General features: G+C 62.8%; 23 protein-coding genes. 12 read left to right on the forward strand and 11 right to left on the reverse strand.

What is annotated here, in order from left to right; genetic code table 11:
* Positions 1-62: 62 nt before the first annotated feature.
* The 3 genes from NQ050_RS08135 to NQ050_RS08145 are packed head-to-tail and all read left to right on the forward strand — an operon-like array spanning position 63 to position 1,842.
* A complete protein-coding gene (locus NQ050_RS08135) occupies positions 63-641 on the forward strand; it encodes a nitroreductase family protein (RefSeq protein WP_257038800.1) in 579 nt (192 codons plus the stop codon).
* 40 nt (positions 642-681) lie between these two features.
* Entirely contained in the window at positions 682-1,278 is a 597-nt protein-coding gene (locus tag NQ050_RS08140) for an HAD family phosphatase (protein ID WP_257038801.1), read from the forward strand.
* Between the two features lie 9 nt (positions 1,279-1,287).
* The gene (locus tag NQ050_RS08145) at positions 1,288-1,842 is read left to right on the forward strand and encodes a gamma carbonic anhydrase family protein (RefSeq protein WP_257038802.1); all 555 of its coding nucleotides are present in this window, start codon (positions 1,288-1,290) and stop codon (positions 1,840-1,842) included.
* Here the strand turns inward: NQ050_RS08145 and NQ050_RS08150 are convergent.
* Positions 1,839-2,894 carry an ROK family protein gene (locus tag NQ050_RS08150; protein ID WP_257038803.1) on the reverse strand — a complete coding sequence of 352 codons (1,056 nt, stop codon included), beginning with the start codon at positions 2,892-2,894 and terminating at the stop codon, positions 1,839-1,841. The two genes, NQ050_RS08145 and NQ050_RS08150, sit on opposite strands and share 4 nt — an antisense overlap.
* A gap of 199 nt (positions 2,895-3,093) precedes the next feature.
* Between NQ050_RS08150 and NQ050_RS08155 the strand changes: the two genes are divergently transcribed.
* Positions 3,094-4,260 (forward strand): TIGR00730 family Rossman fold protein, encoded by a 1,167-nt coding sequence (locus NQ050_RS08155; protein WP_257038804.1) that lies wholly within the window; start codon positions 3,094-3,096, stop codon positions 4,258-4,260.
* Between the two features lie 102 nt (positions 4,261-4,362).
* Positions 4,363-6,030 (forward strand): DUF885 domain-containing protein, encoded by a 1,668-nt coding sequence (locus tag NQ050_RS08160; protein WP_257038805.1) that lies wholly within the window; start codon positions 4,363-4,365, stop codon positions 6,028-6,030.
* On the opposite strand, the gene NQ050_RS08165 is transcribed toward NQ050_RS08160, so the two are convergent.
* Positions 6,027-6,380, reverse strand: coding sequence for a DUF1304 domain-containing protein (locus tag NQ050_RS08165; protein ID WP_257038806.1), 354 nt, complete (start codon positions 6,378-6,380; stop codon positions 6,027-6,029). The genes NQ050_RS08160 and NQ050_RS08165 overlap by 4 nt on opposite strands.
* A gap of 128 nt (positions 6,381-6,508) precedes the next feature.
* On the opposite strand from NQ050_RS08165, the gene NQ050_RS08170 reads away from it, so the two are divergent.
* A complete protein-coding gene (locus NQ050_RS08170) occupies positions 6,509-6,925 on the forward strand; it encodes a MarR family winged helix-turn-helix transcriptional regulator (protein ID WP_257038807.1) in 417 nt (138 codons plus the stop codon).
* A gap of 20 nt (positions 6,926-6,945) precedes the next feature.
* On the opposite strand, the gene NQ050_RS08175 is transcribed toward NQ050_RS08170, so the two are convergent.
* On the reverse strand, positions 6,946-8,022 hold the full coding sequence (locus NQ050_RS08175; protein ID WP_257038808.1) for an AbrB family transcriptional regulator: 1,077 nt from the start codon (positions 8,020-8,022) through the stop codon (positions 6,946-6,948).
* A 68-nt stretch (positions 8,023-8,090) separates the two neighbouring features.
* Here NQ050_RS08175 and NQ050_RS08180 point away from each other — a divergent pair, with 68 nt between their 5' ends.
* A complete protein-coding gene (locus NQ050_RS08180) occupies positions 8,091-8,885 on the forward strand; it encodes a TSUP family transporter (RefSeq protein ID WP_257038809.1) in 795 nt (264 codons plus the stop codon).
* A 9-nt stretch (positions 8,886-8,894) separates the two neighbouring features.
* Here NQ050_RS08180 and NQ050_RS08185 read toward each other — a convergent pair whose 3' ends face one another.
* The gene (locus tag NQ050_RS08185; RefSeq protein ID WP_257038810.1) at positions 8,895-11,387 is read right to left on the reverse strand and encodes an ATP-dependent helicase C-terminal domain-containing protein; all 2,493 of its coding nucleotides are present in this window, start codon (positions 11,385-11,387) and stop codon (positions 8,895-8,897) included.
* Between the two features lie 2 nt (positions 11,388-11,389).
* Positions 11,390-12,088, reverse strand: a complete 699-nt coding sequence (locus NQ050_RS08190) for a sugar O-acetyltransferase (RefSeq protein ID WP_257038811.1) — start codon at positions 12,086-12,088, stop codon at positions 11,390-11,392.
* A 25-nt stretch (positions 12,089-12,113) separates the two neighbouring features.
* On the opposite strand from NQ050_RS08190, the gene NQ050_RS08195 reads away from it, so the two are divergent.
* Complete coding sequence (locus NQ050_RS08195; RefSeq protein WP_257038812.1) at positions 12,114-12,836, forward strand: alpha-ketoglutarate-dependent dioxygenase AlkB; 723 nt, start codon at positions 12,114-12,116, stop codon at positions 12,834-12,836.
* Positions 12,837-12,952: 116 nt separating this feature from the next.
* Complete coding sequence (locus tag NQ050_RS08200) at positions 12,953-13,636, forward strand: DNA-3-methyladenine glycosylase I (RefSeq protein WP_257038813.1); 684 nt, start codon at positions 12,953-12,955, stop codon at positions 13,634-13,636.
* A gap of 3 nt (positions 13,637-13,639) precedes the next feature.
* Here NQ050_RS08200 and NQ050_RS08205 read toward each other — a convergent pair whose 3' ends face one another.
* On the reverse strand, positions 13,640-14,080 hold the full coding sequence (locus NQ050_RS08205; protein ID WP_257038814.1) for a low molecular weight phosphatase family protein: 441 nt from the start codon (positions 14,078-14,080) through the stop codon (positions 13,640-13,642).
* Between the two features lie 82 nt (positions 14,081-14,162).
* Between NQ050_RS08205 and NQ050_RS08210 the strand changes: the two genes are divergently transcribed.
* The 3 genes from NQ050_RS08210 to NQ050_RS08220 all read left to right on the forward strand — a co-directional run bounded on the left by NQ050_RS08210 (position 14,163) and on the right by NQ050_RS08220 (position 16,082).
* Positions 14,163-14,885 (forward strand): SDR family oxidoreductase, encoded by a 723-nt coding sequence (locus NQ050_RS08210; RefSeq protein WP_257038815.1) that lies wholly within the window; start codon positions 14,163-14,165, stop codon positions 14,883-14,885.
* Between the two features lie 67 nt (positions 14,886-14,952).
* Positions 14,953-15,246: an RNA-binding S4 domain-containing protein gene (locus NQ050_RS08215; RefSeq protein ID WP_257038816.1), complete on the forward strand. Its 294-nt coding sequence runs from the start codon at positions 14,953-14,955 to the stop codon at positions 15,244-15,246.
* Entirely contained in the window at positions 15,246-16,082 is an 837-nt protein-coding gene (locus NQ050_RS08220; protein ID WP_257038817.1) for a VOC family protein, read from the forward strand. Before NQ050_RS08215 ends, NQ050_RS08220 begins: the two co-directional genes overlap by 1 nt.
* A gap of 15 nt (positions 16,083-16,097) precedes the next feature.
* Here the strand turns inward: NQ050_RS08220 and NQ050_RS08225 are convergent, their stop codons facing one another.
* The 5 genes from NQ050_RS08225 to NQ050_RS08245 form a co-directional block, all read right to left on the reverse strand.
* Positions 16,098-16,982: an alpha/beta hydrolase gene (locus tag NQ050_RS08225; protein WP_373456431.1), complete on the reverse strand. Its 885-nt coding sequence runs from the start codon at positions 16,980-16,982 to the stop codon at positions 16,098-16,100.
* A gap of 63 nt (positions 16,983-17,045) precedes the next feature.
* Entirely contained in the window at positions 17,046-18,992 is a 1,947-nt protein-coding gene (locus NQ050_RS08230; RefSeq protein ID WP_257038819.1) for a M13 family metallopeptidase, read from the reverse strand.
* Positions 18,993-19,013: 21 nt separating this feature from the next.
* Entirely contained in the window at positions 19,014-19,520 is a 507-nt protein-coding gene (locus tag NQ050_RS08235) for a hypothetical protein (protein ID WP_257038820.1), read from the reverse strand.
* A gap of 221 nt (positions 19,521-19,741) precedes the next feature.
* Positions 19,742-23,146 carry an arabinosyltransferase domain-containing protein gene (locus NQ050_RS08240; protein WP_373456432.1) on the reverse strand — a complete coding sequence of 1,135 codons (3,405 nt, stop codon included), beginning with the start codon at positions 23,144-23,146 and terminating at the stop codon, positions 19,742-19,744.
* A 28-nt stretch (positions 23,147-23,174) separates the two neighbouring features.
* On the reverse strand, positions 23,175-25,160 hold the full coding sequence (locus tag NQ050_RS08245; RefSeq protein ID WP_257038821.1) for a galactan 5-O-arabinofuranosyltransferase: 1,986 nt from the start codon (positions 25,158-25,160) through the stop codon (positions 23,175-23,177).
* Positions 25,161-25,189 lie beyond the last annotated feature (29 nt).

A 25,189-nucleotide genomic window follows, 5' to 3' on the forward strand; every position in this document is an offset into this window, starting at 1 on the left:
GAGTATTTGTTGTTACATCAACTTTATCCGCATGTGCTTAAACCAAGAAGAAGGGAATCGCAATGTCTTTGACTGTTGCTGAAGCAATCGCAACCCGCCGCGCAACCAGGCAGTACTCCGACCAAGAGGTCACCAACGAGGTCCTGGACCGCGTGGTAGCCCAGGCCCTGGAAGCGCCCACCGCGTTCAACGCGCAGCGCGCCGACCTGGTGGTGGTTCGTGATCAGGAGGTCAAGGATGCCCTGTTTGAGGCCTCAGGCCAGGCCCAACTGCGTGACGCACCCGTAGTGTTCGTGGCCGTCGCGCGTACCGACGTACCCACTGACCTCAAGGACATTCTTGGCGATGAGCGCGGCGAGTGGGTGGAGAACTTCTTCGCTGGCCTCGATGCGGCGAAATTGCGTGAGTCGGCTATTAAGGATGCCACCTTGGTGGCTGGCTTCCTGCTGCTCGCAGCCCAGGGTGAGGGTTTGGCCACCTCCCCGACCACTGGCTGGGATGAGGAATTGGTGCTCAAGGCAGTGGGCCTGCCAGGTGGTGAGCGCCATGCAGTGGCGTTGGTTGTTGCTGCCGGCTACCCAGGTGAGCACCCATCGCACCCGGGCCGTGAGGCAAATCGTCGCGTAAACGACCGCTACTAAACATTCGCACCCCAGCGCCAGGGGGGACTAGACTCGCATCATGGCAGCGATACTCTTTGACCTCTATGGCGTGATTATGAAAGTGCCCTCAGACAAGGACTTAGCGCGTCTGCAGGGGGCTGCCGGGGCCACGGACTCACGCAGCTTCCTTGAGGCCTACACCCGCCTGCGCCCGGATTTTGATGCGGGCCTGATGAGCCCCCACTCATTCTGGCACCAAATGCAGGCGGCCCTGGGCTTGGGGGAAATGGGTACTGGTGAGTTGGACTGGGCTGACCTGCACCAAATAGATATCTCCATTGCCATGACGCCCGATCAGGAAATGGCGGCCCGCGTGGGGGAGCTTATTGATGAGGGGACCAAAGTTGGTCTGCTGAGCAACATCCCAAAGGACTTCATGGCGCCTGCGCGTGCCAAGCTGCCAGTGTTGGAGCGATTCCATACGGTGTGCATGTCTGCGGAAATCGGTTTGGTCAAGCCCGATCCGCGCGCCTTTGAGTACGCCGCACAAGCCTTGGGTGAGCCCCCTGAAAACATTGTGTTTTTTGACGACAGCCCGATCAACGTCGCCGCCGCCGAGCGCTTGGGGTTTGATGCGAGGTTGTTCACCTCCATCAGCCAACTCGAACCCTTCTAGGAGCCCCTCATGAACACACCAACGATCATCGCTATTAACGGCAAGACCCCGCGAATCCACGAAACGGCATTCATCGCTCCCGGTGCAACGATCATCGGCGACGTCACAATCGGCGCACACTCCTCAGTGTTTTATGGCTGCGTCCTGCGCGGCGACATCAACACCATCACCGTGGGCGAGCGCACAAACATCCAGGACAACGCGGTGCTGCATGTGGATGCCGACGCCCCCTGCACCCTAGGCAACGACGTCACCGTGGGACACCAGGCCCTAGTGCATGGGTCCACAGTGGGCGATGGCACGCTGGTGGGCATGCAGTCTGCGCTGCTGTCTCGCTCCACGGTGGGCGCTGGCAGTCTCATCGCCGCTGGTGCCGTGGTGCTGGAAGGGCAGGAAATCCCCGCGAAGTCTCTGGCCGCAGGCGTGCCGGCGAAGGTGCGCCGGGAGCTTTCCGACGAACAATCGGCCGCGTTCATCCCGCACGCCGGGCGCTATGTGCAGACTGCACAGGCGCACAAGGATACCGCGGAGCAGGTCAGTTTGGAGTCCGTGCGTTTCAGTTAGCGCCCGAACCCAGGCTGGGGGCGGCGTTTTGCTCCCGTTCCTAGCCCAGAAACCGCGCTCGCTGCGGGAGCAGAAGCCGCGCTGGCCAGGCGCTTTGCCAGGCCGAGGGGATCATCGATGAGGCGATCCAACGCCACGGCCCTCGCGGCGGCACGCGCATTGTCTAAGTGGGTGGGGATCACGCGGATTTCGGCATCGGCGGCCACCTGGCGCAGCGCTCGACCCACCGCACGGGCAGTGGTGGGGACCTCAAAAGCGCTGCCAGCAAGCACGATCTCGGCGGGATTTACCTTGGCGGCCAGGTTGGTGGCGGAATCCTCCAGGCTGCGCAGGTGGCGCACCGGGAGCAATTGCACGCCCTCGGGGGAGGCCACGGCGGCACCGATGGAGTCGTCGGCGTAGAACACCAGCACTCGGGCGGGGCGCGCCGGGGATTGGGCCTGCTGTTCCGCACCGGCAATCGCGGTGATCACGCTGGTCACGGTGATGGGAACGTAGATGCGGCGGCGCAGCCTGCTCACCACGTCAGTGTTTTCCCAGCCGAGGTTGGGTGCGGTGACCATACCGGTATCCGTGACTACGCCGGAGGTGGTCATGCCAAAGTTGGCAATGGGCAGCTCGCTGAACTTAGCCAAGTTGTTGGTGTGGGTGGCCACGATTTCAATGAATTCATCCACGGAAATGGCAGACGGGGTGACGTCGATCATCTGCTCGCGCAGCACTGCGCCGCGCGAATTTACCGCGCCGATGTAGGTGGCCTTGGTGCCTACGGCCACGCCGATTTGGATCCATGGGGAGGTGGCCAACTCAAGTGGGATCGTGGGGCGCCCGGGGCCGGTGGGGGTGGAGAGGTCTGGGCGTTCGCGGACCAGGTCAGCACCGATGAGCGCGGAGACGGCCCTGGTCACGGTGGGTTGGGAGCGGCCGGTGCCCTCGATGAGGGTGGAGCGCATGACGGGTTGGAAATGTCGGATGAGGTGCAAACATGCTGCCGCGGGTGAGGAGGGTCTGGTAAATGACGGGGCGGTGCGTAAGCGTGCCGAGCTTTCCATGCGCAACACCATACACACAGATAGACCGCATTGTCTAATAAAAAAAATAACCGCGTCATATATTATATATTTCTATAGACAGAACGGTACAGAATTATTTCATCCGCACACCCCAATTGTTCCCAGAACACAACACCAAAACCCCAAGACCCCAACCAACTCTGAGCAATCACCAAAGCTGTATAGGATCACACACATCATGAACAAGCAGCACACCGCGGCTCCTAGCCACACGCATTTCCCAGCCCGCACCCCATTTCCGGTGGAGGGCCTCCAATACCGCCTCATGCGCGCCGATGACCTGCCGCTGCGCGCACATGCCATGCTCACCAACACGAACCGCTTTGCCCAGGTGCTCAGCCCGGAAGGGTTGGAAACGCCGCCATACAACGCCTACATGGGTTTTGATCCGGCCCGCGGCGACGTTGGCTTGGTCCTAGAAACACCCCAGGGCCAGCCAGTGGGCGTTGCGTGGGTGGTGTTTGCCCAGGCTCTCGGCTTTGTGGCGCCGCAAGCCCCAGAACTGGTGATGAACGTGGATGCGCAGTGGCAGGGCAAGGGTATTGGCGGCTGGCTCATCGAGGAGCTCGCCGGCTATGGCTCGCGCCACGGTTGGAGCGGCATTTCATTGCTGGTGGAAGACGCCAACCCTGCCCGCAGGCTTTACGCTCGCCACGGGTTCGTGACCCAACCGCGCCCGCCGGTGGAAGTGGGCGCCAGCCAGGGCACGGTGATGGTGCGCGGCCTCAGCCCAACCATCAGCTCGGTCGCGGTGTACTGCGGCTCCACCTTTGGTGATCGCCGCGCGTTTTCCGACGCAGCCAGGGCCCTCGGTGAGCAGCTCGCCGCGCGCGGAATCCGGCTTGTCTACGGCGGTGGCAGCGTCGGTTTGATGGGGGAGCTTGCCTCAGCCTGCCTTGCGGCGGGTGGGGAAGTGGTGGGCGTCATCCCGCGTTCCCTCGTGGACTTGGAGTTGGCGCAGCCGGGGCTGAGCGAGCTGATTGTGACCGAAGGCATGGCACAGCGCAAGGCCAAAATGGAGGAGCTCGCGGATGCGTTCATCGCACTGCCCGGCGGAATGGGCACCTTAGAGGAGCTGTTTGAGGTGCTGGTGCGCCAGCAGCTTGGTCCTTACACCGGCCCGGTGGCACTGCTGAACACGGATAAATACTGGACTCCCTTGGTGCGCACCCTGGAACATATGAGTGAGGAGGGCTTCATTGATCAGCGGTATTTGGACTCGATCATCGTGAGTGAGGATATCGACTCGCTGTTTACCTCCTTTGATCGGTGGACCTACCCAGGGTTGAAATGGCATTCAGTTGCAGCATCCCAAGGTGCGGGGCTTAAAGAAAATACCAGGTAGTGCCGCTTGAGGCTACTCGCCGCGCCGCCGAATCTCAGCGGAGAATCCCAGGAGAGGGGCAAAGGTGGTGGTGGTGCGTGCAAGTGGCTAGACTAGCGGGCTATGACTTCAGTCAATCCTGAATCTCGTACCCCCTCTTTGCTCGACGCATCCTGTGAGGACTACGTGTATGACCTCGCGCGGATCTCGCCCACCAACGCAACTGCGTGGGGCATCGAGGGCTTTGAAGGCGAACTCCAAGACTTTTCCCCCGCATACTGGGAGGAATTGATGGACCGCCACCGTGAGCTGCTTGCCGACGTAGACGCCTTTGACGATGGCACCGATGACAACGATGACGAAGAGGACTTCGACGACGTAGACATCGTCACCGCAGAGGTGCTCCGTGACCGCCTCTGCCTGGACCTCGCACTGCACCACCACGATGAGTTCACGGGCCAGCTCAACAACCTGGCCTCCCCGGTTCAGGAAATCCGCGATACGTTCCTGCTGATGCCGCAGGACACCGCTGAGCAACGCGATGCCATCGCATCACGCCTTTCTCAGGTGGGAGCCGCACTCGCGGGATATCGAGAGTCTTTGGCCTTGGCCGCGTCGCACGGCCGCGTAGCCCCCATTCGCCAGGTAGACGCGGTCTCGCGTCAATGTGAGGAGCTTGCTCAGTCTGACTCACTCCTAGAAAACCTGGGTGTGGACCCGGAGTCCGCACCTGTCCAGGAGGCAAAGGCCGCGTTCGGTGCGATGTCAGAGTGGCTGACGGACCAGCTCGCGCCGCACGCTCCCGACGCAGACGCCGTGGGCCGCGAACGCTACCAGCGTTTTAGCCACCTATTTGTGGGTGACATCGTTGATCTTGACGACGCCTACGCCTGGGGCCTCGAGCAACTCCAGGAGATCGTTGCGCAGCAGCAGGTGATCGCTTCGAAACTGTACGGCGAGGGCACCAACGTGCGTGACGCCATGCGCAAGCTCAATAATGAGGAGCGCTACACCATCAAGGGTGTGGACGCGCTGCGCGAGTGGATGCAGACCAAGGCCGATGAGGCGATCGCAGACCTCAATGGCACGCACTTTGACATCCCCACCCCGGTACAAACCATCGAAGCCAAGATTGACCCAGCCGGCAGCGGTGGGATCTTTTACACGCCACCATCTGATGATTTCAGCCGCCCAGGGCGCATGTGGTGGTCTGTTCCTGCAGGCCAGGAGACTTTCCACACCTGGCAAGAACTCACCACCGTGTACCACGAGTCCGTGCCGGGGCACCATCTGCAGTGCGGCCAGGCCACCTGTGAGCGCGGCAATCTGAATCTGTGGCGCCGCTCGGTGTGTTGGAACTCCGGGCACGGCGAGGGTTGGGCGTTGTATGCCGAACAGCTCATGGATGAGCTGGGCTACCACGAGGACCTTGGCACTCGTATGGGCATGCTGGACGCGCAGCGGCTGCGCGCGGCCCGCGTGGTGTTGGACATCGGTGTTCACCTGGGCAAGACGGTTCCCGAGGGAACCGGTGTGTGGGATGCTGGCTACGCGCGCCACTTCCTGCGGGAAAACTCTGCGATGGATGACGCCAATCTTTCCTTCGAGCTCACCCGCTACCTCGGGTGGCCTGGCCAGGCGCCTTCCTACGCGCTGGGGCAGCGCCTGTGGCAGAATCTGCGTGCAGAAGCCGCCGAGCGCGGCATGAGCACCAAGCAGTTCCATTCAAAGGCGCTGGCGTTGGGTTCCATTCCTATGTCAATCCTGCGCGAGCAGGTGCTTGAGGGCTAGCTCAAGGCAAGCAGCAGCACGCTGAGTAGGGGGAATACTCCCTGCTTGGCTGCCGCGCCGCGCTTGTCGGGGGAGGTGAGCGCAAGCACCAGCGCTGCCGCGAGCATGGAGCCGGTGCCCGCGTAGATCAACGCATGGTTGTGTAACGCGATGCCCACAGCGGCGATGATCGCCAAAAACAAGTTGTAAAAACCCTGGTTGAATGCCATTTCCTTGGTGTTTGCGGCTTCTTGTTCAGTTGTGCCGAACACCTTGCGGGCGCGGGTGGTCCAGGCAAAAGATTCCAGGTAGAAGATGAATACGTGAAGCGCAGCTGCCGCGGCTGCTGCCAGGTAGGCGGCTGTGAGCATGATGGATGTCCCTTCGGTCGGGCGGTGATGGAAAGCAGTGAGCGAACAGCAGTGCGGCACGCTCATGCTGGAAGCAAGCCTGTGCCACCGCTTGAGTCATTTACATTGTGTGCAATATAATTACGCGCATGTCTGAGCGTTTGCAACTTCAACACCACCTCTGCTTCAAGCTTTATACGGGCTCGCGGCTGATGCAGCGCATCTACCGGCCGTATTTTGAGCAGTGGGGCATCACCTACCCCCAGTACCTCGTGCTGGTGTGCCTCTGGCAGCGCGACGGTCTCAGCGTCGGCGAGCTCGCAGACCCCTTAGACCTGGACTCCGGCACCCTCTCGCCACTGCTCAAGCGCATGGAGGAGCGCGGCTTTGTGCGCAAAGAGCACGTGGATAGCGACTTCCGCAAGGTCCACGTTTTCCTCACAGACAAGGGTGCTGAGCTGCGCCCCAAGGCCCTGGTGATGCAGGAAACCCTCAAGCATGAGCTGGGACTCGCCGCCGAAGATCTGGAATCACTCGAGCGCATCATGGCAAAGCTCACCAGCTAGCCCACCTCCTAGCTCACCAGCTAGCCCCGTATCCGCTGTAGGAACTTGGGCAGCAGTCCCGCGGTGAGCAGGATGCACACCAAGCGCACCAGTTGGATGGCCACCACTGAGGGCCCCGCGTTGCCCTCAGAAGCAAGCGCCAGCACGGTTTCCAATGCGCCTGGGGTGGTGGCAAGATAGGCCTCGAAGTAGGAAATCCCAAGCCAAGCCGTAAGAGGCCAGGCACTGAGTGCGCAGCCGCCGATCAGCACCACGATGAAGGTGATGGTCGCAGGAAGTTGCGCCGCAAAACGCCGAAGCGCGGGCACACTCAGGGCGCCGCCGCACATCCAGCCGATGCACAAAAAAGCGAACACCTGCATGCCCGTGGGCGGAATGAGCACCTGTGGGTCGGGCAGCAGCAGGCCTACGCCTACCGTGGTGAGCATCGGCCCAAACACCTGCGCAACGGGAATCCGCAAGAAGGTAGCAACCCGTGGCGCGACGAGTACGATCGCCACCAGAAGTACCACCGCCCACCAGTGAATCTCCGTCGGTGCGAGGCTCGGGTGCTCACCCATGCCGGGCGGGGCAAAAAGGTGTGTGAGCAGCGGCAAACTCACACTCACCGCGAGTAGGCGCAGGTATTGACTCAGCGCAACGTAGGAATAATCCGCACCCAAATCTTTTGCCAGCGCAGGCATCATTGAGGCCCCGCCGGCAAGTAGCGAAAGTACGCCCGTCTCCGTGGAAATCTCCCGCCTGGTCCGCGCCAGCGCCAGACCGCCCGCCAGGCAAATCGCCAGTGTCCACACGCTCACTGCCAGCCCCGGCAGCAGAAAGTGGCTCAGCGTTCTCACGTCTGAGTTCAGTAGCGGCAGCGCGGCAATGACACCAATCAGCCCGCGGCCCAGGTTGAACACATGACGGTTCACCTCCAGCTCGCGGCCACTGGAAAGCGCCACCGCACCCGAAGCCAAAATCGCCCCCACAATCCACGCCGCAGGCACCCCAAGCAGGCTCAAGCCCCAGCCCAGGAGTACCGACGCCGGCAGCACCACAGCCCACCTCCGCCACTGCGGGGTGTCAGGTACAGCGGGAGCGGGAATCGTGGGCACGAGGGCTTCTCCTTGGACGCGATGCTGACGGGGCGAGATGCCGATATGCCTACGGTACGCTAGCACGCATGGCTGAGTTGTTCAGTGAGTTGTTCGGCGTAGACATCGCGGGTACAGGCTGGGCCCTGCTGGTTGGGGCGGCGATGCTTGCTGGCTGGGTGGATGCCGTAATCGGCGGAGGCGGACTCATCCTGATCCCTGTGCTCATGGCCGTGGCTCCCGGGCTGAGTCCGGCGAGCGTGCTCGCCACCAACAAACTCGCCGCGGTCTCCGGGACGGCGTCTGCGGCGTGGGCGCTCATCCGCAAGATTGGGGTGGATATGAGCCTCGCCGTGCGCTTCGTGCCTGTTGCCGCGCTGTGTTCTGGAGTGGGTGCGGTGCTGGCGGCGTCGTTAAGTAAAGATGTGATGCGCCCGGCGGTGATTGTGCTGCTGCTCACCGCTGGTACGTTTGTGGCTCTGCGGCCGCAATTCGGGCAGCAAGCTCGGCCGGGGGCGCCGCGCAGGAAGCTGTTGGCACTGCTGGCAGTGGCGCTCATCGCGTTCTACGACGGCATCTTTGGCCCAGGTACCGGCATGTTTTTGATCATGGCGTTCACCGCGCTGCTCAGCGAGGATCTGCTGCGGGCCTCGGCGCTGACGAAGGTGGTGAACACCTCCACGAACCTTGGTGCGCTCGCGATGTTCATCGCCGGTGGGCATGTGCTGTGGCTGCTTGGAATCGTGTTGGCGCTGGCCAACGTTGCCGGGGCGCAGTTGGGGGCGCGCACGGTGCTCGCCGGCGGCACCAAGTTCCTGCGCTTTGCCCTGCTCACACTGGTGGTGGTGATGAGTATCTACCTCAGCATTCAGCAATTTGCCTAAGAGATTTGCCTAAGCGCGGCGGGTGTTTGTGCGCGCCGTGGCCTGCGCGGTGGTGGGGTCCTCCGGCCACGGGTGCTTAGGGTAGCGCCCGCGCATTTCCGCCCGCACCGCCTGGTAACCGTTGGCCCAAAAACTGGCGAGGTCCGCGGTCACCGCAAGCGGGCGCCCAGCGGGGGAGAGCAGATGAAACAGCACCGGCACACCAACAATTTCCGGCGAGGCAGCAAGCCCAAAGCACTCCTGCAGCTTCACTGCGAGGGTGGGTTGCTCCCCGGAATAATCGACGCGCACAGCGCGCCCACTGGGCACGGTGATGCTTGGCGGGGCGAGGTTGTCCAGGCGCGCGGCCTCCGGCCACGGCAGCAGGCGCTGCACCGCTGGCAACAAGGCGATCCCTGCAGCCTTCTCGCCCCGCGCAAGCTGGCGAAACTCCGGCTCCAGCCAGTCCAATTGTTGTGCCAGTTTCCTAGGGCTGGTATTCGGCCAGGGTTCACCCACATGCTTATTCAGAAACGCCAGGCGTTCCAAAAGGTGGCGGGCCTCGGGCTCCGGGGTGAGCAGGGGAGTGCTGGGGTTGTTGCGTTGGTGTTCCATGAGTGCCCGAGTGAGCTCGTCCTCAGAAAGCCCCATGTCTGTGGCAGAAACTGACGTTGGGGTTCGGGAGAGCTCAATGTGCCCAGCCCTCTTCACGCGCACCGCGCGCATCTTGCCTTCCTCCACCCACGCCTCATGGGTTTCATGCACCCCTATGAGTTCCAGCGCCTCGGACTCACTGATGGGCGCGCCATTGATCGCGCGGATGGTGTGCGCCGAGCCCCCTCCGCCGCCGGTGGCGTTGCCACTGTTCCGCGCTGCGCCGACTGCATACCATGGTTCACCGTGGGAAAAAGGCACCTCAATCCTCGTGCCCGAAGCACTGAGGTAGATGTGCTGCTTGGCATCTTTGGAAACATTGCGCGCAATAAAATCTGGGTAGGCGCTGCCTACCACTACGCCCGCGGACACCGGGCCGAGGTCATCTACCAATGCTGCGAGCCTGCGAGCTTGTTTGTTAAGGTCTGCGCGGTTGGCGTGGGCAGCCTGGCCCTGAGTGCCTGGCGCGCCGGGAGATCCAGCGCCGGAAGTTCCAGAGCGTGTATTAGTGAGGGTTCCTGGCACCTCCTCACTGAGTGCGGCAACCATCCATGCGGCCTGCGCTCCGCAGCGGAGTAACGCCGCCCCCAGGCGAGGATCCACCGGCAACGTCACGAGCTCGCGGCCAAAAGCGGTAGCCTCACCCGAATCAGTGCAGGCCCCGAGGGTGAGCAAGGTGGTGTATGCCTGGTGCAACGCCGCGGTGTTTGGCGGTGAAAGCAGCGGGAAGCCTTTGGCCCAGGGCGTGCCCCAGCAACTCAGAGCCAACGCCGCAAACGTGAGGTCCGCGGAGGCGATCTCCGGGGTGATGTCCGCCTGAAAGTGCTGGTATTCCTCCTCGCGGTAACAACGCACCACTTTGCCTGGGCCTTCACGTCCCGCGCGTCCGGCGCGCTGATCTGCGGCGGCTTTGCTGGCAGATACCGTGACCAAACCTTGCACACCGCGGGCAACATCCCGTTTGGGGGTGCGTGCTAAACCTGCATCCACCACCACGCGCACTCCAGGGACGGTAAGCGAGCTCTCCGCAATCGCCGTGGCCACCACAATCCGGGAACCACCCTGAAACGCCTCGTCTTGTATGGAGCTTGCCAACCTGCCGTGCAGCGGACGGGCGTCTGCGCCAATGAGTTGGCTCAATACCTCCACATCGCGCACACCAGGCACAAACACCAACACCGCCTGGCCTTCCGGTAGTGCCGCGAGTTCACGCTTGGCAATACGGGCAAGGCCTGCCGCGTAATCCCGGGTGAGCGGGAAGCGGCCAGCCAGCGGCTCATAATGAATGTTCAGTGGGTGCAAGGCGGCCTCGGTGCGCACCACCGGCGCCGGAATTTGGTCTGGGGATTCGCCACCGCCACCAAGCAGTTCCGCGAAGCGGACAGTGTCCACCGTTGCACTCATGGCAACCAATAGCAGCTCGGGGCGCAGTTCGCGCAGTTCGATGAGCATGCCCAGCAGGAGGTCGGTGTCCACTTGGCGTTCGTGCACCTCATCAACAATTACCGCATCCACGCCGGCGAGCTCGGGGTCCGTGAGCAACCTACGCAGCAGCACCCCTGGGGTGACAAACTCCACCTCACTGCCTGGGGTGTGCTCGCCGCGGATACTCACACCCACAGCCTCAGGGGCACCGCTGAGCTGCCGCAGCCGCCTGGCGGCGGCGCGCACCGCAACCCGCCTAGGCGCAACCACCACAGTGGTGCCCCGCACCTGGTTGGCAACTACCGCCGGTGCCAAGGTGGTTTTGCCCGTGCCCGGCGGGGCCTCAATCACCAGGCAGCCTCGTTCCTGCAAGGCGGCAGCCCACGCATCGGCCTGCGCCAAAACGGGCAGGCCGTGTCCTATGCGCTCAATATCAAAGCGCACGGTTAGCCCTGCTGCGGGTGCAGCGGAACATCGCCAAGCTGTGCCAGTTCCTCCTGTGCGCGCTGTTCATCGAGCGCACGCACTACCTTCGCAGGCACACCCAGGGCAAGGGTGCGCGGCGGGATGTCCCTGCTTACCACCGCGCCTGAGCCCACCACGGCGCCTTCACCGATAGTCACGCCGGGCAACACCGTTACCCCAGCGCCGAGCCACACGTCCTGCTCAATGGTGATCGGCTTGGCAATCTCCCACCATGCAGCGCGCATCTCCACCGAATCCACGGGGTGGCCCACCGTGATGAGCTGGCAGTTTGGCCCGATCAACACTCGTTCACCAATGCGCACCTCAGCCGTATCCAAAATAGTGGCACCAAAGTTCAGGAACGAACCCTGCCCAATCGTGGTGTTGATCCCGTATTCCACCATGAATGGCTGCTGCACCACGCACTCGCCAGATGCGGGGTTCAAAATCTCCTTGAGCAGGGCAGTTCGAGCCTCCCGCTCACTCGGCGCAAGCTGATTGTAGGCATGCACCTTGTCCAAATTGGTGCTGATCTGCTGAGAAATCTCCTCAGTCATCGGGATGTGCCACTTGCCAGCGCGCTGGTCGGCCATGGTTGCATGTTCCGTGGCCGTGCTGCGCGGTTCGGTGTGGGCGCTGGGCTCGTCGGTAATCCTCGAAGTGTGCTCTGCTTGGCTCATGCCGCCCGATTATACTGGCGGACCTATGGCCGCCCTGTTCCCCGCATCCGAGATCCTCCCCGAGCGCGAAAGCCAGCGGATCGCGCCGGGAATTGTGCTGCTTGCACACAGGATTGGGCTCCGCGAACAGGCGGAGTTGCTCACTGGTGCCCGTGAACAGGCGCGGCGCTTGGCGGGTACACCGCTGAGGATGCATCAGCCGCGGTGGGCGGGCGGCACGATGAGCGCGTTCATGATGAGCGTGGGCATGCACTGGGACCCGCGCACCCGAGGGTACGTCCGCGAACTTGAAGGCCAAGCGGTTCCGCCGCTGCCGGAGGTGCTGCGTGGTCTGGCGGTGACGTCGGTACGCGAAGCCGCGGAGCTGTGCCCAGACCTGCATCCGTGGGCGGGCGAAGGCGCGTTTGTGCCGCAAACCGCACTCATCAATTACTACAGCGACACCGCCGGCATGGGCATGCACCAAGACCTCTTTGAGGCCTCAAAAGCACCGGTGGTGAGCATTTCCCTGGGCAACGCCACCAGGTTTCGCGTGGGCAACACCGAACACCGCGGCAAACCTTGGCAAGACATCGTGCTGTGCAGCGGCGACGTCCTCATCTTCGGCGGCCCCGCCCGCGACATCTTCCACGGCGTCATGGAAATCCTCCCCGACACCAGCCCCGAGGGCCTTGACCTGCGCGAAGGCCGCATCAACATCACAGTGCGGCAGGTGGAACTGCGCCCGGAAATGCAGGAGCAGCGCTGAGCATAAGGAGCGGAGAACAAGAGGAGCGGCTGCCGACGCCCCCAAGCCCCGATCCCATCACCGCAGCTCGGGGAGGCTAGGGAACCAGGCAGGGAGAATTGGAGTCTAAAGAAGGTATGAACTCACAACAGATTGCACAACACCAGGAAACCGCACAGGCGCCGGTGCAGGCTGCGGCTGACACCACTGGGTTAATCATTGGCCCCGATGGCCGCGCGCGGCCCAAATGGGCGGCGGAAGATGAGCTGCTCAGGCAGTACTATGACCACGAGTGGGGCGCGGAAATCCGAGACGAACACGGCCTGTTTGAACGCCTCTGCTTGGAGGGTTTTCAAGCCGGGCTGAGCTGGAAAATCGTGCTGACCCGCCGTGAAGCGCTGCGGGAAGCCTTTGCGGGATTCTCCCCAGACACCCTGGCGCAGTGGGGTGAGCAAGAGGTGCAAAGCCTGATGGAAAACCCAAAAATCCTGCGCAACCGCCGCAAGATCGAGGCCGTGCTCAGCAATGCCCGCGCCACGGTGGCGCTGCGAGAACACGGTGGGGAACGGGGTGGGGAACACGGTGGGGAGCACGGCGGTTTGAGTGAGCTGCTGTGGAGCTTTGCCCCGGAGCAGCACAGCCGCCCGGCGCATGTGGAACAAACCTCGAGCACCTCGGAGGAATCCCACGCCATGGCCAAGCAGCTCAAGAAGTTGGGCTTTCGCTTTGTGGGACCCACCACCTGCTATGCCCTCATGCAGGCGGTGGGTATGGTTGATGATCGCCCGCTTGGCGCCGCCGGGCTGGTGTCTGAGTCTTAAGCGCTAGCTGTGGTGCAGTTCGCGAAGCAGCGCCTTGACCCGCTCGTGCAGGTCGGCGGAGAGCAGCTCCATGCGCTCGGAGCCTTCGATGCCGCGGAGGGAGGGCTCGTCGGGAAGCCACCGTTCGATAGTGGCACGCATGCCTTCCACCGGCTCAAGCTGTGCCTCAGGGCCAATGAGGATCACTCGGTCGGCGTTCAGGAGTAGCCCAGGATCAATGGCCTTGGGGTGCTCGCCTGCAAACGTGGCGCCGAGCTTCTCCACGGCGTTTCGGGAGTCCTCGTTGAGCGCTTTACCTGGGGTGGTTCCGGCGGAGTAAATCTCCGTGTGTGGGCCACCCGCTGCTTCCAGCTTGGCTACTTCCATCCGGGCGAGTGCTGCGGCCATTTGGCTTTTGCCTGCGTTCTTCACGCACACAAACAGCACCGAAGGTGTGTGATTCATGGACTCATCCTAAGCCGCGCCCTAGGATCTTGCAGGTACACACTTACATCCGGCGGCAAGAAACCAGTGGAGGCTTAAGCACATGAGTGAGCAGAAAATTGCGGTGGTCACAGGAGGTTCTTCGGGGATCGGTGAGGCAAGCGCCCGGGCACTGGCACAGGACGGCTGGAAGGTTGTGGTTGCGGCAAGGCGGATGGATCGCCTTGAGGTGATCGCAAAGGAAATCGGCGGCCTTGCCGTGGAGCTGGACGTTACCGACGACACCTCAGTGGCCGCATTCGCCCAGACCATCGAACGCGAACTCGGGCACTGCCACCTCCTGGTGAACAACGCCGGCGGCGCCCACGGGCTGGACCCAATTGAACAGTCAAACGTGGAGGACTGGCAGTGGATGTATGACACCAACGTGCTGGGCACTCTACGCGTTACCAAAGCGCTGTTGGACATGCTGGTGCGCGATCAGGGGCAGATCATCAACATGAGCTCCGTGGCTGGCTTCAACGCCTACGCTGGAGGCGCGGGCTACAACGCTGCAAAGTTCGGCGTGACTGCGATCAACAAGGTGATGCGCATCGAGTTCCAAGACCGCCCTGTGCGCATCACGGAAATCAACCCAGGGCGCGTACAAACGGACTTCTCCCTCATCAGGTTCCGCGGGGATGAAGCCGCCGCGAACGCCGTCTATGAGGGCAAGCTCAACCTCACTGCACAGGACATCGCAGAGAGCGTGCGCTGGGTAGCCAGCCTGCCAGAGCACATGAACATTGATCGCATTGTGATCACCCCGCGCGACCAAGTGATTTAGCGCGCCGTGCTCAACTCGATTTGAGGGAGCGTGAGTGCCTGCGGTGCAAGCGGATAGACTGGCACGCATGCAACCCCAAGATGTCCACATAAGGGACCAAGAAATTAAGCTCGGCCAGTTCATCAAGCTGGCTAACCTCGTGGAAACCGGCGGCGCCGCGAAAGAGGCCATTGCCCAGGGCGAGGTTACGGTCAATGGAGAGGTGGACACCCGCCGCGGCAAGACCCTGCGCGGCGGCGAGGTGGTCTGCGTTGGCGGTGTGTGCGCCCGCGTGGTGGTGGGTGCTCATGAGGAGGATGACTTCTTTGACGAGGCCACCGCAAACGATGACTTTGATCCAGAAGTTTGGAGGAACATGTAATGCCCGCGTTCCAAGCACTGCCCGGCATGCCTTACTGGGTAGACCTGGCAAGCTCTGACCTGCGTAAATCAACGCACTTCTACGCCCAGGTGGCCGGCTGGGAGATCGAGGAACTCGGCTCCGGCTACCACATCGCCCGCATCCAGGGCCTGCCCGTGGCAGGTTTCGTGGCGCGCCCCGAGGAGCAACCCTACCCAGACACTTGGGCCACCTATTTCCTCACCGAGTCCATGGAAGCCACCATCACCGAGGCCGAACAGGCAGGCGGGCGCGTGCTGGCGCAGCCGATGGAGGCACGGCTGGGCAGGATGGCGTTGCTTGTCGACGCCGCCGGGGCGATCTTCGGGCTGATCGAACCCGCGGGGGAGGAGGCTTTCATCGCGGCAGGGGAACCCGGTACACCGGTATGGCACGAGCTGACCTGCACCACCGCAAACGGCTACCGTGAGGCCCGCGAGTTCTACCCGCAGGTGTTCGGTTGGATGACCTCCACCATGGATTCAGACACAGACTTTGAATACACCACCGCGTTGGCAGAGGGCGCCCCATTTGCCGGCATCTTCAACGCCGCGGGCCAGTTCCCGCCGCAGGTGCCGAGCTTCTGGCAAACCTACATCGGTGTGGCCAACGTTGATGAGGCAGCACAAAAAGCAGTGGAGTTGGGTGGTGAGCTGATCCGCGAGCCGTGGGATTCCCCATTTGGGCGCATGGTGCTGCTTGCCGACTCTACCGGCGCCACCGTGGTGTTCTGCGAGGTAGAGCCCCCAGTGGAGGAAGGCCGGGAGTCCGACCCCTTGGAGGGCATCGACCTCACCGACTTCACCGCCCCCTCCTAAACCCAACGCCCCTTCCTAAGCGGAGGCCTGTGCGCGGAAAAACTCCGCCACATCCTCCACCCGCTGCCGCGCCACCGCCGGGGTGCTCACGCGGTGCTCTGAGCAGTAATCGCGCACTTCAACGTCCGCCCCTGCCTGCGCCCATTCGTAGGTGCCCGCGATGGCGTCATTGCTGGCAAGCTGCATCAGCGTTGGCGGGAAGGTGTCCGCGCCGGGAAAGTCCACGCCTTCGCGGAGCTCGGCGGGCAGCATGGACAGATCCAGGTGGGGGAAGGTGAGCGCCTGGGCGTCAAACAGTTCGCTGCACAGCACCGCGAGCGCGCCACCGGAGGAGTAGCCCCACGCAAACACTTTGCTCGCGCCCTGGGCACGTGCCCACTGCGCTGCCTGCTCCACCGCCCGCATCACCTCAGCAACGGTTGCGCCGGGCAGCAGCGGGTAGTCCAGGTCCACCATGGTGGTGCCGGAGAGGTTGGCCACCGCAGCAACCTCAGGGCGCCAGGCGTTTTCCATGGCCACGCCGCCGCCTTTCCACCAACCACCTGGGTGCAAGGAAATGGCGTAGGTGCCGTTTGGGGTGCGCGGGTGGAACACCTGCGCGTTGATCCCATCTGCATTGGAGGTGGTCACACCCTCAATGAAGGCCACGCCGGGCATGGAGTGGTCCAGCCCGGAGCCCAGCATGAGCATTGCGGCGTGCGTGAGCCGGTCCGGCATGCGGGCGTCAAAGGTGTCTGCGGGCAGCGGGTCGCTGGGTTCTGCAGACCACGGCGGGTTCTTTGCCGGCGCCTCGTAGGTGGCGTGGAAGTAGGAGGCCAGTTGCTCAAGCTGTTCAGGCTCGCTGAGCTCGCGGTCCTGGCCGCCTACTTGGAATTGTTCGCGCATGGTTTGTTCATCCATGCACACCATCCTAGAAGGCTCGCGGCAAACACGGTGCGCGGTCGATGCGCAGCGCGAACGACGCTACCAAATGGTAATGCGCTCCTTCGGCTCAATAAACATCTCGCTGTCCTCCGGCACCTCAAAGGCTTGGTAGAACTCAGCGATGTTCGCGGCAATCACATTGCAGCGGAATTCCGCAGGTGAGTGTGGATCCATGGCCAGGTATTGCGCGGCGAGTTCTGGGCGGATGGCCGTGCGCCACACCAAGGCCCAGGCAAAGAACAGCCGCTGCAGGCCACTCCACTCCTGCTGCGCCACCGCGGGGTCAGAGCCTTCGGCGGGGAAGGAGCCCATGGGGGAGGCGTCCAAGCTCAAGCCCTGATCCGCAAGGTAGTTGCGGTAGGCCACCACGGCGATGCCCAACCCGCCGAGGTCGCCGATGTTTTCCCCAAGGGTGAACTTGCCATTCACGCCCGGTGCGTTTTCCTGCTCGCGCAGGACTTGGGGCACGAGGCCCTCGAACTGCGCCACCAACTTGTCGGTGAGCTGGCTGAAGGCGGCGCGGTCCTCGTCGGTCCACCAGGATTTGAGGTTGCCTTCGCCGTCGTACTGCGAGCCTTGGTCATCAAAGCCGTGGCTGATCTCGTGGCCAATCACGGCGCCGATTGCGCCAAAGTTCTGTGCGGCGTCGTTGTCCGGGCTGTAGAAGGGGCTGCGCAGGATGGCAGCGGGGAAGGTGATGTCATTGACCACGGGGTGGTAGAAGGCGTTCACGGTTTGTGGGGTGCACACCCACTCGTTGCGGTCCACAGGCTTGCCCACCTTGGCAAGCTCGCGGTCGTGGGCCGCGGTGGCGCCACGGCGCACGTTCTCCACCAGGTTCTCGCCGGAGGTGTCAAAGGTGAGCTCGCCGTAGTCGCGCCAGGTATCGGGGTAGCCGATCTTTGCCCGGAATTTGGAAAGCTTCTCCAGGGCGCGTTCGCGGGTGGCGGGGGTCATCCACTCCAGGTTGCTGATTCGCTCCTCGTAGGCGCGGGTGAGGTAACCCACCAGCTCCTCCATCTCCGCCTTGGAGGAGGCGGGGAAGTGGCGCTCCACGTACTCTTGGCCAATTTCCTCACCAACCAGGCGCTCTGCCAGCTCAACGCCTCGCTTCCAGCGGTCTTTCTGCTCGGTGGCGCCGGTGAGCTTGGTGCCGTAGAACGCAAAATCGGCCAGGCTGATCTCATGAGGGAGCAGGCCGGCTCGGGAGTGCAGCACCCGCCAGGTGCTCAGCAGGCGGAAGTCGCGCAGCTCCTTCTGGTCAAGCAGCTCGCCGAGGTGGGTGAAGAAGCTCGGCATCATCACCACCACTTTGTGCTCTGGGGCGCCCGCGGCTTGAAGGAGGTTGCGCACGTATTCGGGGAGCTCGGCAAACTCGGTGGGGTTGTAGGTGGCAACGGCATCCCGTGAGGCCACCACATCCCAGTGACCAGCCGCGATGGCTTTCTCCAATTCCACGATCGCCTCTGCGGCCTTGGCGGGGCTCAGGCCCAGAAGCTGGGCCTCCGGGAGGTAGGCGAGCATCGTTGCAACATGCTCCTGGTAGGCGCGCAGCGTCTCCTCATGGGCTGGCTCGCGGTAGTAGGCCTCGTCAGGCAGGCCCAGCCCTCCTTGGTAGAGGTACAGCAGGGCGTCTTCACCTGCGGAGTCCTTTTCCACCCAGAAGCCCAGAAGCCCAGGCACGCCTACGCGATCCAATGCGCCGAGCGCCGCAACGTAGGCCTCCACCGAGTCCACGTCCAGCAGTGCGAGGTCCGCGTCTATAGCGGCGATGCCCTGGCGCTCAATGCCTTCGGTATCCATAAAAGAGGCGTACAGCTTGCCTGCTCGCGTGCCGCGCTCCTGCTCAAGGATCTCACGCACTGCCTGTTGAGCGTCGTCACGCAGCTTGTGGAAGGCACCGTCCACGCCGCGGTCGGCGGGGATTTCATGGGTGCTCAGCCAGGGGCCGTTGATGAACTGATTGAGGTTTTCGATGCGAGTCATGGCGCCATGCTACACGCAGGGCTAGGCGGCGCTGTAGTGACCTTGGGTGGTAAGGACCTCGCAGAGTACCTCGGTGGTGGCATCCGTAAGGAGCTCGCCGGAATTGACCACCGCCTGCTTGGCGTCCAGCGTCTGCGTGATCAGGAGGCTGCCCGGGCCACCGATGGTCACCGTGCCCGCGGTGTTCAGCGTCTGCACCATGGAGCGGCCGGTGAGGGCGAGAGTGATGTCGCCGCTGCCGGTGATGGAGTCGATCTGAGCGTTGTTCACGATCAGCGTGATGGGCTCGGTGGTGTCCACCACAATCGCCCGCCCGTAGGCCACATAGGTGCCGGGTTCGGTGATATTCACGCTTTCCTGCGGCGAGAGCTCCACCGCCGTGGATTCCTGGTTGATGTACGCCGCAACTGGGCTGCTTTCCGCCGTTAAGCTGCCTGCACAGGATGCGCAGCCGAGGGATGCCGCGCAGACCACCACAAGCGAGCGAGCCTTCCGCCCCCTCGTATCAGCGCCTATCGCAGTGGGCACCGCAGCCTCCAATCCTGAAATTCCGCCGAGTGCGTTCCGGCAAAGTACTCCTGCTACTTTGGTGCACAAAGCTGGCAAATCCCTGAATTTCCCACGGGCGTCTGCTGCCAATTTGGCACCACTTCTCAGTTTCGCGCCCAGAATTACCGACGCCCCCACGCGCCGCACAACGCGGCCACAGCAGGGGCGGATCGGGTTTCCTCGTGAGCAGGGATGCTTGGTTATTTGGTGGTGATGTTCATGTGGCCTGGGTTCCACAGGCCGGAGCGGGTGATTTCCTCCAACTCGAGTTCGGCGGCCTCGGGGCGTTCGCCCACCGAATTGGCGCGCGGGACGAGCACCTCGATGGAGCCCCAGTCTCGCTTCCAGTCGTGGTTGGCGTAACTTGGCAGCTCAAAGAAATCATTGATCGCCTGCGCGGGACCCATCACGCCGCCGCCAGCCCAATCTTGGAATGGCGTGCCGGTGGCTTTCCCACCGGTGTCCGGGGAGATGCGGAACTCTGGGTTTTCGGCTACGCCGGCGTAGTGGCTGAAGGGCCGCTGGCACGGGAACTGGAGGGGTACCGCCCAGTCCAGCAGCACAGGAGCCTCGGAGCCAACGAACTCGTTGATGGTCTGCATCGTGGGTACGCGTGGTGGAGTGAAGGCCAACCACTGGTCTGGGTCAAGGGAAGTATCCGCCGCTTGGATGCGCACCACGTTGGCTTCCTTTGGCAGATCGGCGATTGGCAGGCGCAGGTTCCGCCAGGTGGGCTGTGGGCCGGCGTCGCTCATCATCGCCTCACCAAGCACTTCCACTTCACCGGAGGCGCCAAGATTGCCGTACTCCAGAACGAGCTTTTGGCCAGGGCTGGTCACGCCATTGATGTCCACGTGCTCAATACGGCCGGCGGCGGAAAGGGTGATCAGTGGCTGGTCAGCGCGGCGTTCCGGCAGGCGGTACCAGTCGGTAGTCACCTCGGAGGTGAACTGCTCGCCCGCGGTCCAAGAGCCAAGTACCGGTACTTCGCGGTAGTCCAGGCCAAAGGGCAGAGTCACGTTGGAACCATTGATGCCCTCGGAACTCCGCACCCCGCCGGAAGTGTCCGAGCTTGCGGTCTGGTCGGCGTCGGTAGTTTCCTCGGATGCTTCCTCATCATTGACTGCATCTGTCATGGCACTGTCCAGCGTGGAGGCCACAAAGTCCTGGGTAATCACGTTTGGTACCCGATTGGCTTCAAAGCCGCGGACGGTGTCTGCCTCTAGGGAGTCGCCGAGTGTTGAGTTCACCGGCGTGAGCAGGGACTCGTTGGTGTCTACTTCCACCAGGATGTCATTGGCCAAGCCACAGGTGTTGCCCGTGAAGGTGCGCAGGTTGCCCATACCCACTGAGTAGGCCGGGGCCTGGTCAGCAAAGGCTTTAGCAAAGGATGCCATGTAGAAGGCCACGGAAAGTATGCACAGCACCGTGATCGGCGCGGAGGCCAAACCGGTGAGCCAGGACTTCCTGCTCCGTTTTGCTGCCTGTTCTACTACGGTTTCGGGGTTTTCGCCGCGTTCCTCCGCTTGGGCCATCTGCACGTCCTGTTTGAAAGACTGCAGTGCGCCCAACGCCAGCACCACCAGGGAAATCAGCAGCATGACGCTGGAGGCCTCGATGGCGTTGATCTGGATTGTCTTATCAAACCACGGGATGCCGTAGCTGGAGACGTACCACCAGCCGTTTGTGCCGGAAAGGGCAAAGGCAAACAGGAAAAGCGATCCGCCGATGAGCAGCGTGCGGGCCCGTGGTGAGCGCAGCGCGATGTGAGAAAGCGCCACCGCGGCCAGCGCCGCAAGAGCTCCGGCGATGCCTGCCCACACACCGAAGTGGTGCGTCCACTTGGTTGGGGTGAACATCATGAAGAACAGTGTGCCCAGCATCATCAGCAGCAAGCGCAGCGCGGGGCCCTTGTTGGAGCCCGGCACCTTGCCGTTGCGCAGCATCGACGCCACCACCAGCGCAATGCACGCAAAGGCAAAGATCACGGCGAATCGGCGAGAAAACGAGCCATCCACCGTCTGCTGCATGAGCACCTCATAGCGCACCGGTTCGTTGTACCAGCTCAGTGATGGGCCCTTGGCGTCACGCACCGCGATGGATTCCAACACGGTGCGTAGAGTCTGATCACCAAACACCGCCACGAACACCGAAGTGCCCGCTGCCAAGAACGGCGCCACCATGGCCGTCACGCTGTAAAGGGTTGCGCCGAGGCCGGGCGAGCGTTCTTCGGAGGAGGCCTTGTGGGTGTTGAGCAGCGGCAGGCGGTGGTAAATGATTCGGATGATGCCGGAAAGGCTGGCGAGCAGCGCGGCCACGGCCATCAGGCCCGTTGGGCCGCAGGCCAGGGTGAACGCCGCGATGATCGTTCCCACCGCAGCGGGAAGCAGGCGTGAGGTGGCAATGGCGCGCTCGAAAGACACCCACGCCAGCAGCGCACCGGCCGCGATAATCGGCTCTGGGCGCAGTCCGTTGTTGTACGCCATCCAGAACGCAAGGAACAAAAACGCCGCGCTCCAGTGAGCCACCTGGCGGCCGTCGATCTTCTCGCCCAGGCGCGGCAACACCTCGCGGGAAAGCACGAACCAGATCAGCAAACCGGAAAGCAGGGCCGGCAGGCGCATCCAGGTAGAGGCGGAGGAAACTTCCGTCATCCAGCCCAAAAGGTTGTAGTACGGCGCGCCGAAGGGGGATTCCGGCACCCCAAACCAGCGGTAGTAGTTGGCCATGTAGGTGGACTCTTGGGCCGCCTTGGCCATGGTGAGGATGAATCCATCATCACTGGTATTGGCGCCGAAGATGTGCCAGAAGCCCAGCACGAACGCCACCACGCCATCAAGTGGGCGCGGACGCCAGGAACCCAGCGGGCGGAAGCTGTGGTGCGGGTTGCGGTCCAGCGCGTCCATGCGCGCGAGCAGGATCAACGAGGCCAGCATGGACAACGTGCCCAGAATCATGGAGGCGTATTTCAGCGCCGAAGGGCTGGAGGTGAATCGCGATTCAATCTCCGCGCGCAGCGCGAGCCCTGGCACCGACTGCTCAAGTTCGGAGTACACGCCGGTGAGCTGAGGGCGGGCGTCGCCAAGCTCCTGTGCTGACTCCGAGCCCAAGCTCGCCGTGGTTTCCTGCTCAGTGGAGCGCACTTCGAGCACCGCATCGCGAGGCAGCGCAGCGAGTTCCTCCGCGCTGAACTCCAGCAGGAGGTTTTCGCGCACGAGGACGTCGATGCCGCCGTCGAAGGAACGCACAAACAACCCGCGATTGAGCGCATTTGGGCCGGTGGGTGGCAGTGTACCCACGATCATCGTTTGGCCCTCGCGCAGGTTATCAACCGCGGAGATGGGCACCGAAACCTCAATGTTGCGCGGAGAGTAGCTCACCAGAGGCGCGTTTACAGATGCCACTGAAGCAGCAGAGTTTGAGTCTTGTCCCTGTGGCCAGTTCAGCCAGGACTGCGTTTGAATCACTGGCATGAAGGGCGTTGCCAGGAAGAGCACGAACCCTAAAAGACCGGTGATGGTTGCCCACAGCTTGAGCCTTCCGACGTTCCCACGGCGGTCAGGCACAGCGGCTGCAGGGATGCTTGGGGCAGGTTGGGTTGACACGCCGCTAGATTTTACTGCCTTTGCCCGCTTATCCACGGGTCACCACCACAAACGGCCCGATTTGCGTTGCGTTCCACACGCTGCCTTGGCCAAGGAACACCTCGGGGTTGAAACGTACCCCATGGAAGCGCACGTTTGGGTTGTTGGGGTAGATGTCTTCTGCGATGTCATAGTTCCAGCCGTCGGTGGCGTCCTCCTGGGCCGATTCCAGTTGGGCCGCTTCCAGATCCGCGCGGAACACAAAGGCATCCGGCATCCGCCAGCCGTGTTCTGCCTGCGTTGCCTCCAATGCAGCCAGGAAGGCGGCGGGGGTATCCAGATCCTCCCAACTGCGTTGCGCCCACTGCTCAATCGCCTGGTTGCGCAGTTCAAACTCACCTAGCGGGTTGGCGTAGTGCGAGGTAAAGGCCTGGAAACCGCGGTAGGGGTTGAAGGAGAGGAAGTTCTTCTCATCGGTCATTACCACGGTGTTGCCCGGATCTCCGCCAATTTCCGCGGCCACCTGTGCGTAGTACTGGGCGGAGTCCGGCGGGTAACGGTCGGCCCGTTCGCCATAGCCGTCGGTGTCCGTGTATGCCAGGTCAATACTGTGCTCGAGCTTGTTGGGCACCTGCTGGAGCAGATGCATCAAGCCAAAGCCCAGCACTGCCGCCATGCACAGGGTGACGGCCTTGGAGGCCTTAGTGCTCAGCCCCTGCGGGATCAGGCGGTGGTAGCCGTACTTGCGCAGCTCCGCCACCGCCAGCACACCCAGGGTGAGCAGCAGTTGGGTGATCACGCCGTTGAGGCGGAAACCCAACAGTGTGGTGCCAAACAGTGTGGCCAGCATAGATCCGATCACCCACAGGTAGCTCACCGCCAGGGCCAGGCCTAGAGCGAGGACCTCCGGCACACGGATTCGCACCAACACGTACAGCAGGCCGGCCATGCACAAAAGGCCTACAAAGCTAGCGCTGAACATCGGCATTGGGATTTGTGTGCCCACCAGCGGCAGGTAGTGTTGCGCGGTGGCGTTGGAGGCGTGCGCCCCCGAGAGCCTGGTGAGCAGGTACGGTGCCCAAACGATGGCTGCGATTGCCATGGAGGAAAGGCCAATGATGGCCAGGCGCAGGATCGGGCGGATAAAGTCCCGCGTGAGCAGGGCAACCGCGAAGGCGATCACCACAACGCTCAGCGCAGCGATTGCCGTGTAGAGGGTGTAGAAGGTGGCGGAAACACCAAGGTAGAAGGCCACGCCGGCCGCGGCGAAGTTACCGCCGCGCAGCGCGTGGGAGCTCATCACCGCCGCCGCCGGGATCCCTAGGGCGATGATCGCCGCGTAGGGCTCTTCACCGCTTGTCACCAGCACAGCGGCGGTGCTGACCAGTGCGATCGCGGTGGCAACTGGCAGGGAGCCCACCAGACGTTGCCACACCGGCACCAGCACCGAGCCGGCCACCGCGAGGGTAATCAGGCTCCACGGCTGGAAAGCCTCCCACCCAGGCATACCCAGCAGGTTGGCCAGGCGGCCTCCGAGCCAGAACCAGCCGGCAGGGTAGTAGGCGGGGAGGTCGGCATAGTTCATGTCACTGAGCTGCCAAGAATCCGCCAGTCTGGTGAGGTATTGCGTGCGGAACCCCTGGTCTACTGTCACGCCCTCGAGGTACAGTCTGGTTGCGGAAAGCGGAATGCCGATGAGCGCCACCACCAGCGCGGCAGGTGAAAAATAGCTCACCAACACCGTGAGCCAGCGCCGCCACTGGGGCCGCTCACGCTGCAGTTTCTCATCCTGGAGCCACCACACCAGCAGCACAATCACGGCCACCATCAGCAACCCGGACACAGCAGTAGCCAGCCCGCGCGTGACCATGGAAGGCCCGAACGCAGGAAGGGAAGTCTGCTTCAATGCAAACCAGCCAGCCAAGGTGAACACAGCAGCGCCAAGGGCAGCAAAAACGACGCCCCCAAGGGTAAGGCGCCTGTCCATGCGGTCAGGGGCGTAACTACGATCCAGCAAGGTGACGGGTGTGCTCATGGGGAACAGTTTTCCACACAGGCCCCAAA

Source organism: Corynebacterium sp. 122RC1, from assembly GCF_024580955.1.
GTDB lineage: Bacteria > Actinomycetota > Actinomycetes > Mycobacteriales > Mycobacteriaceae > Corynebacterium > Corynebacterium kozikiae.

What these genes read in the sequence shown, in the direction of transcription:
- NQ050_RS08195 (WP_257038812.1), top strand. Translation starts at nt 12,114, where the DNA reads ATGGCCGCCCTGTTCCCCGCATCCGAGATCCTCCCCGAGCGCGAAAGC.
- NQ050_RS08140 (WP_257038801.1), top strand. Translation starts at nt 682, where the DNA reads ATGGCAGCGATACTCTTTGACCTCTATGGCGTGATTATGAAAGTGCCC.
- NQ050_RS08230 (WP_257038819.1), bottom strand. Translation starts at nt 18,992, where the DNA reads ATGACTCGCATCGAAAACCTCAATCAGTTCATCAACGGCCCCTGGCTG.
- NQ050_RS08135 (WP_257038800.1), top strand. Translation starts at nt 63, where the DNA reads ATGTCTTTGACTGTTGCTGAAGCAATCGCAACCCGCCGCGCAACCAGG.
- NQ050_RS08205 (WP_257038814.1), bottom strand. Translation starts at nt 14,080, where the DNA reads ATGAATCACACACCTTCGGTGCTGTTTGTGTGCGTGAAGAACGCAGGC.
- NQ050_RS08200 (WP_257038813.1), top strand. Translation starts at nt 12,953, where the DNA reads ATGAACTCACAACAGATTGCACAACACCAGGAAACCGCACAGGCGCCG.
- NQ050_RS08245 (WP_257038821.1), bottom strand. Translation starts at nt 25,160, where the DNA reads ATGAGCACACCCGTCACCTTGCTGGATCGTAGTTACGCCCCTGACCGC.
- NQ050_RS08155 (WP_257038804.1), top strand. Translation starts at nt 3,094, where the DNA reads ATGAACAAGCAGCACACCGCGGCTCCTAGCCACACGCATTTCCCAGCC.
- NQ050_RS08210 (WP_257038815.1), top strand. Translation starts at nt 14,163, where the DNA reads ATGAGTGAGCAGAAAATTGCGGTGGTCACAGGAGGTTCTTCGGGGATC.
- NQ050_RS08215 (WP_257038816.1), top strand. Translation starts at nt 14,953, where the DNA reads ATGCAACCCCAAGATGTCCACATAAGGGACCAAGAAATTAAGCTCGGC.
- NQ050_RS08220 (WP_257038817.1), top strand. Translation starts at nt 15,246, where the DNA reads ATGCCCGCGTTCCAAGCACTGCCCGGCATGCCTTACTGGGTAGACCTG.
- NQ050_RS08225 (WP_373456431.1), bottom strand. Translation starts at nt 16,982, where the DNA reads ATGGATGAACAAACCATGCGCGAACAATTCCAAGTAGGCGGCCAGGAC.
- NQ050_RS08190 (WP_257038811.1), bottom strand. Translation starts at nt 12,088, where the DNA reads ATGAGCCAAGCAGAGCACACTTCGAGGATTACCGACGAGCCCAGCGCC.
- NQ050_RS08170 (WP_257038807.1), top strand. Translation starts at nt 6,509, where the DNA reads ATGTCTGAGCGTTTGCAACTTCAACACCACCTCTGCTTCAAGCTTTAT.
- NQ050_RS08160 (WP_257038805.1), top strand. Translation starts at nt 4,363, where the DNA reads ATGACTTCAGTCAATCCTGAATCTCGTACCCCCTCTTTGCTCGACGCA.
- NQ050_RS08145 (WP_257038802.1), top strand. Translation starts at nt 1,288, where the DNA reads ATGAACACACCAACGATCATCGCTATTAACGGCAAGACCCCGCGAATC.
- NQ050_RS08150 (WP_257038803.1), bottom strand. Translation starts at nt 2,894, where the DNA reads ATGGAAAGCTCGGCACGCTTACGCACCGCCCCGTCATTTACCAGACCC.
- NQ050_RS08165 (WP_257038806.1), bottom strand. Translation starts at nt 6,380, where the DNA reads ATGCTCACAGCCGCCTACCTGGCAGCAGCCGCGGCAGCTGCGCTTCAC.
- NQ050_RS08180 (WP_257038809.1), top strand. Translation starts at nt 8,091, where the DNA reads ATGGCTGAGTTGTTCAGTGAGTTGTTCGGCGTAGACATCGCGGGTACA.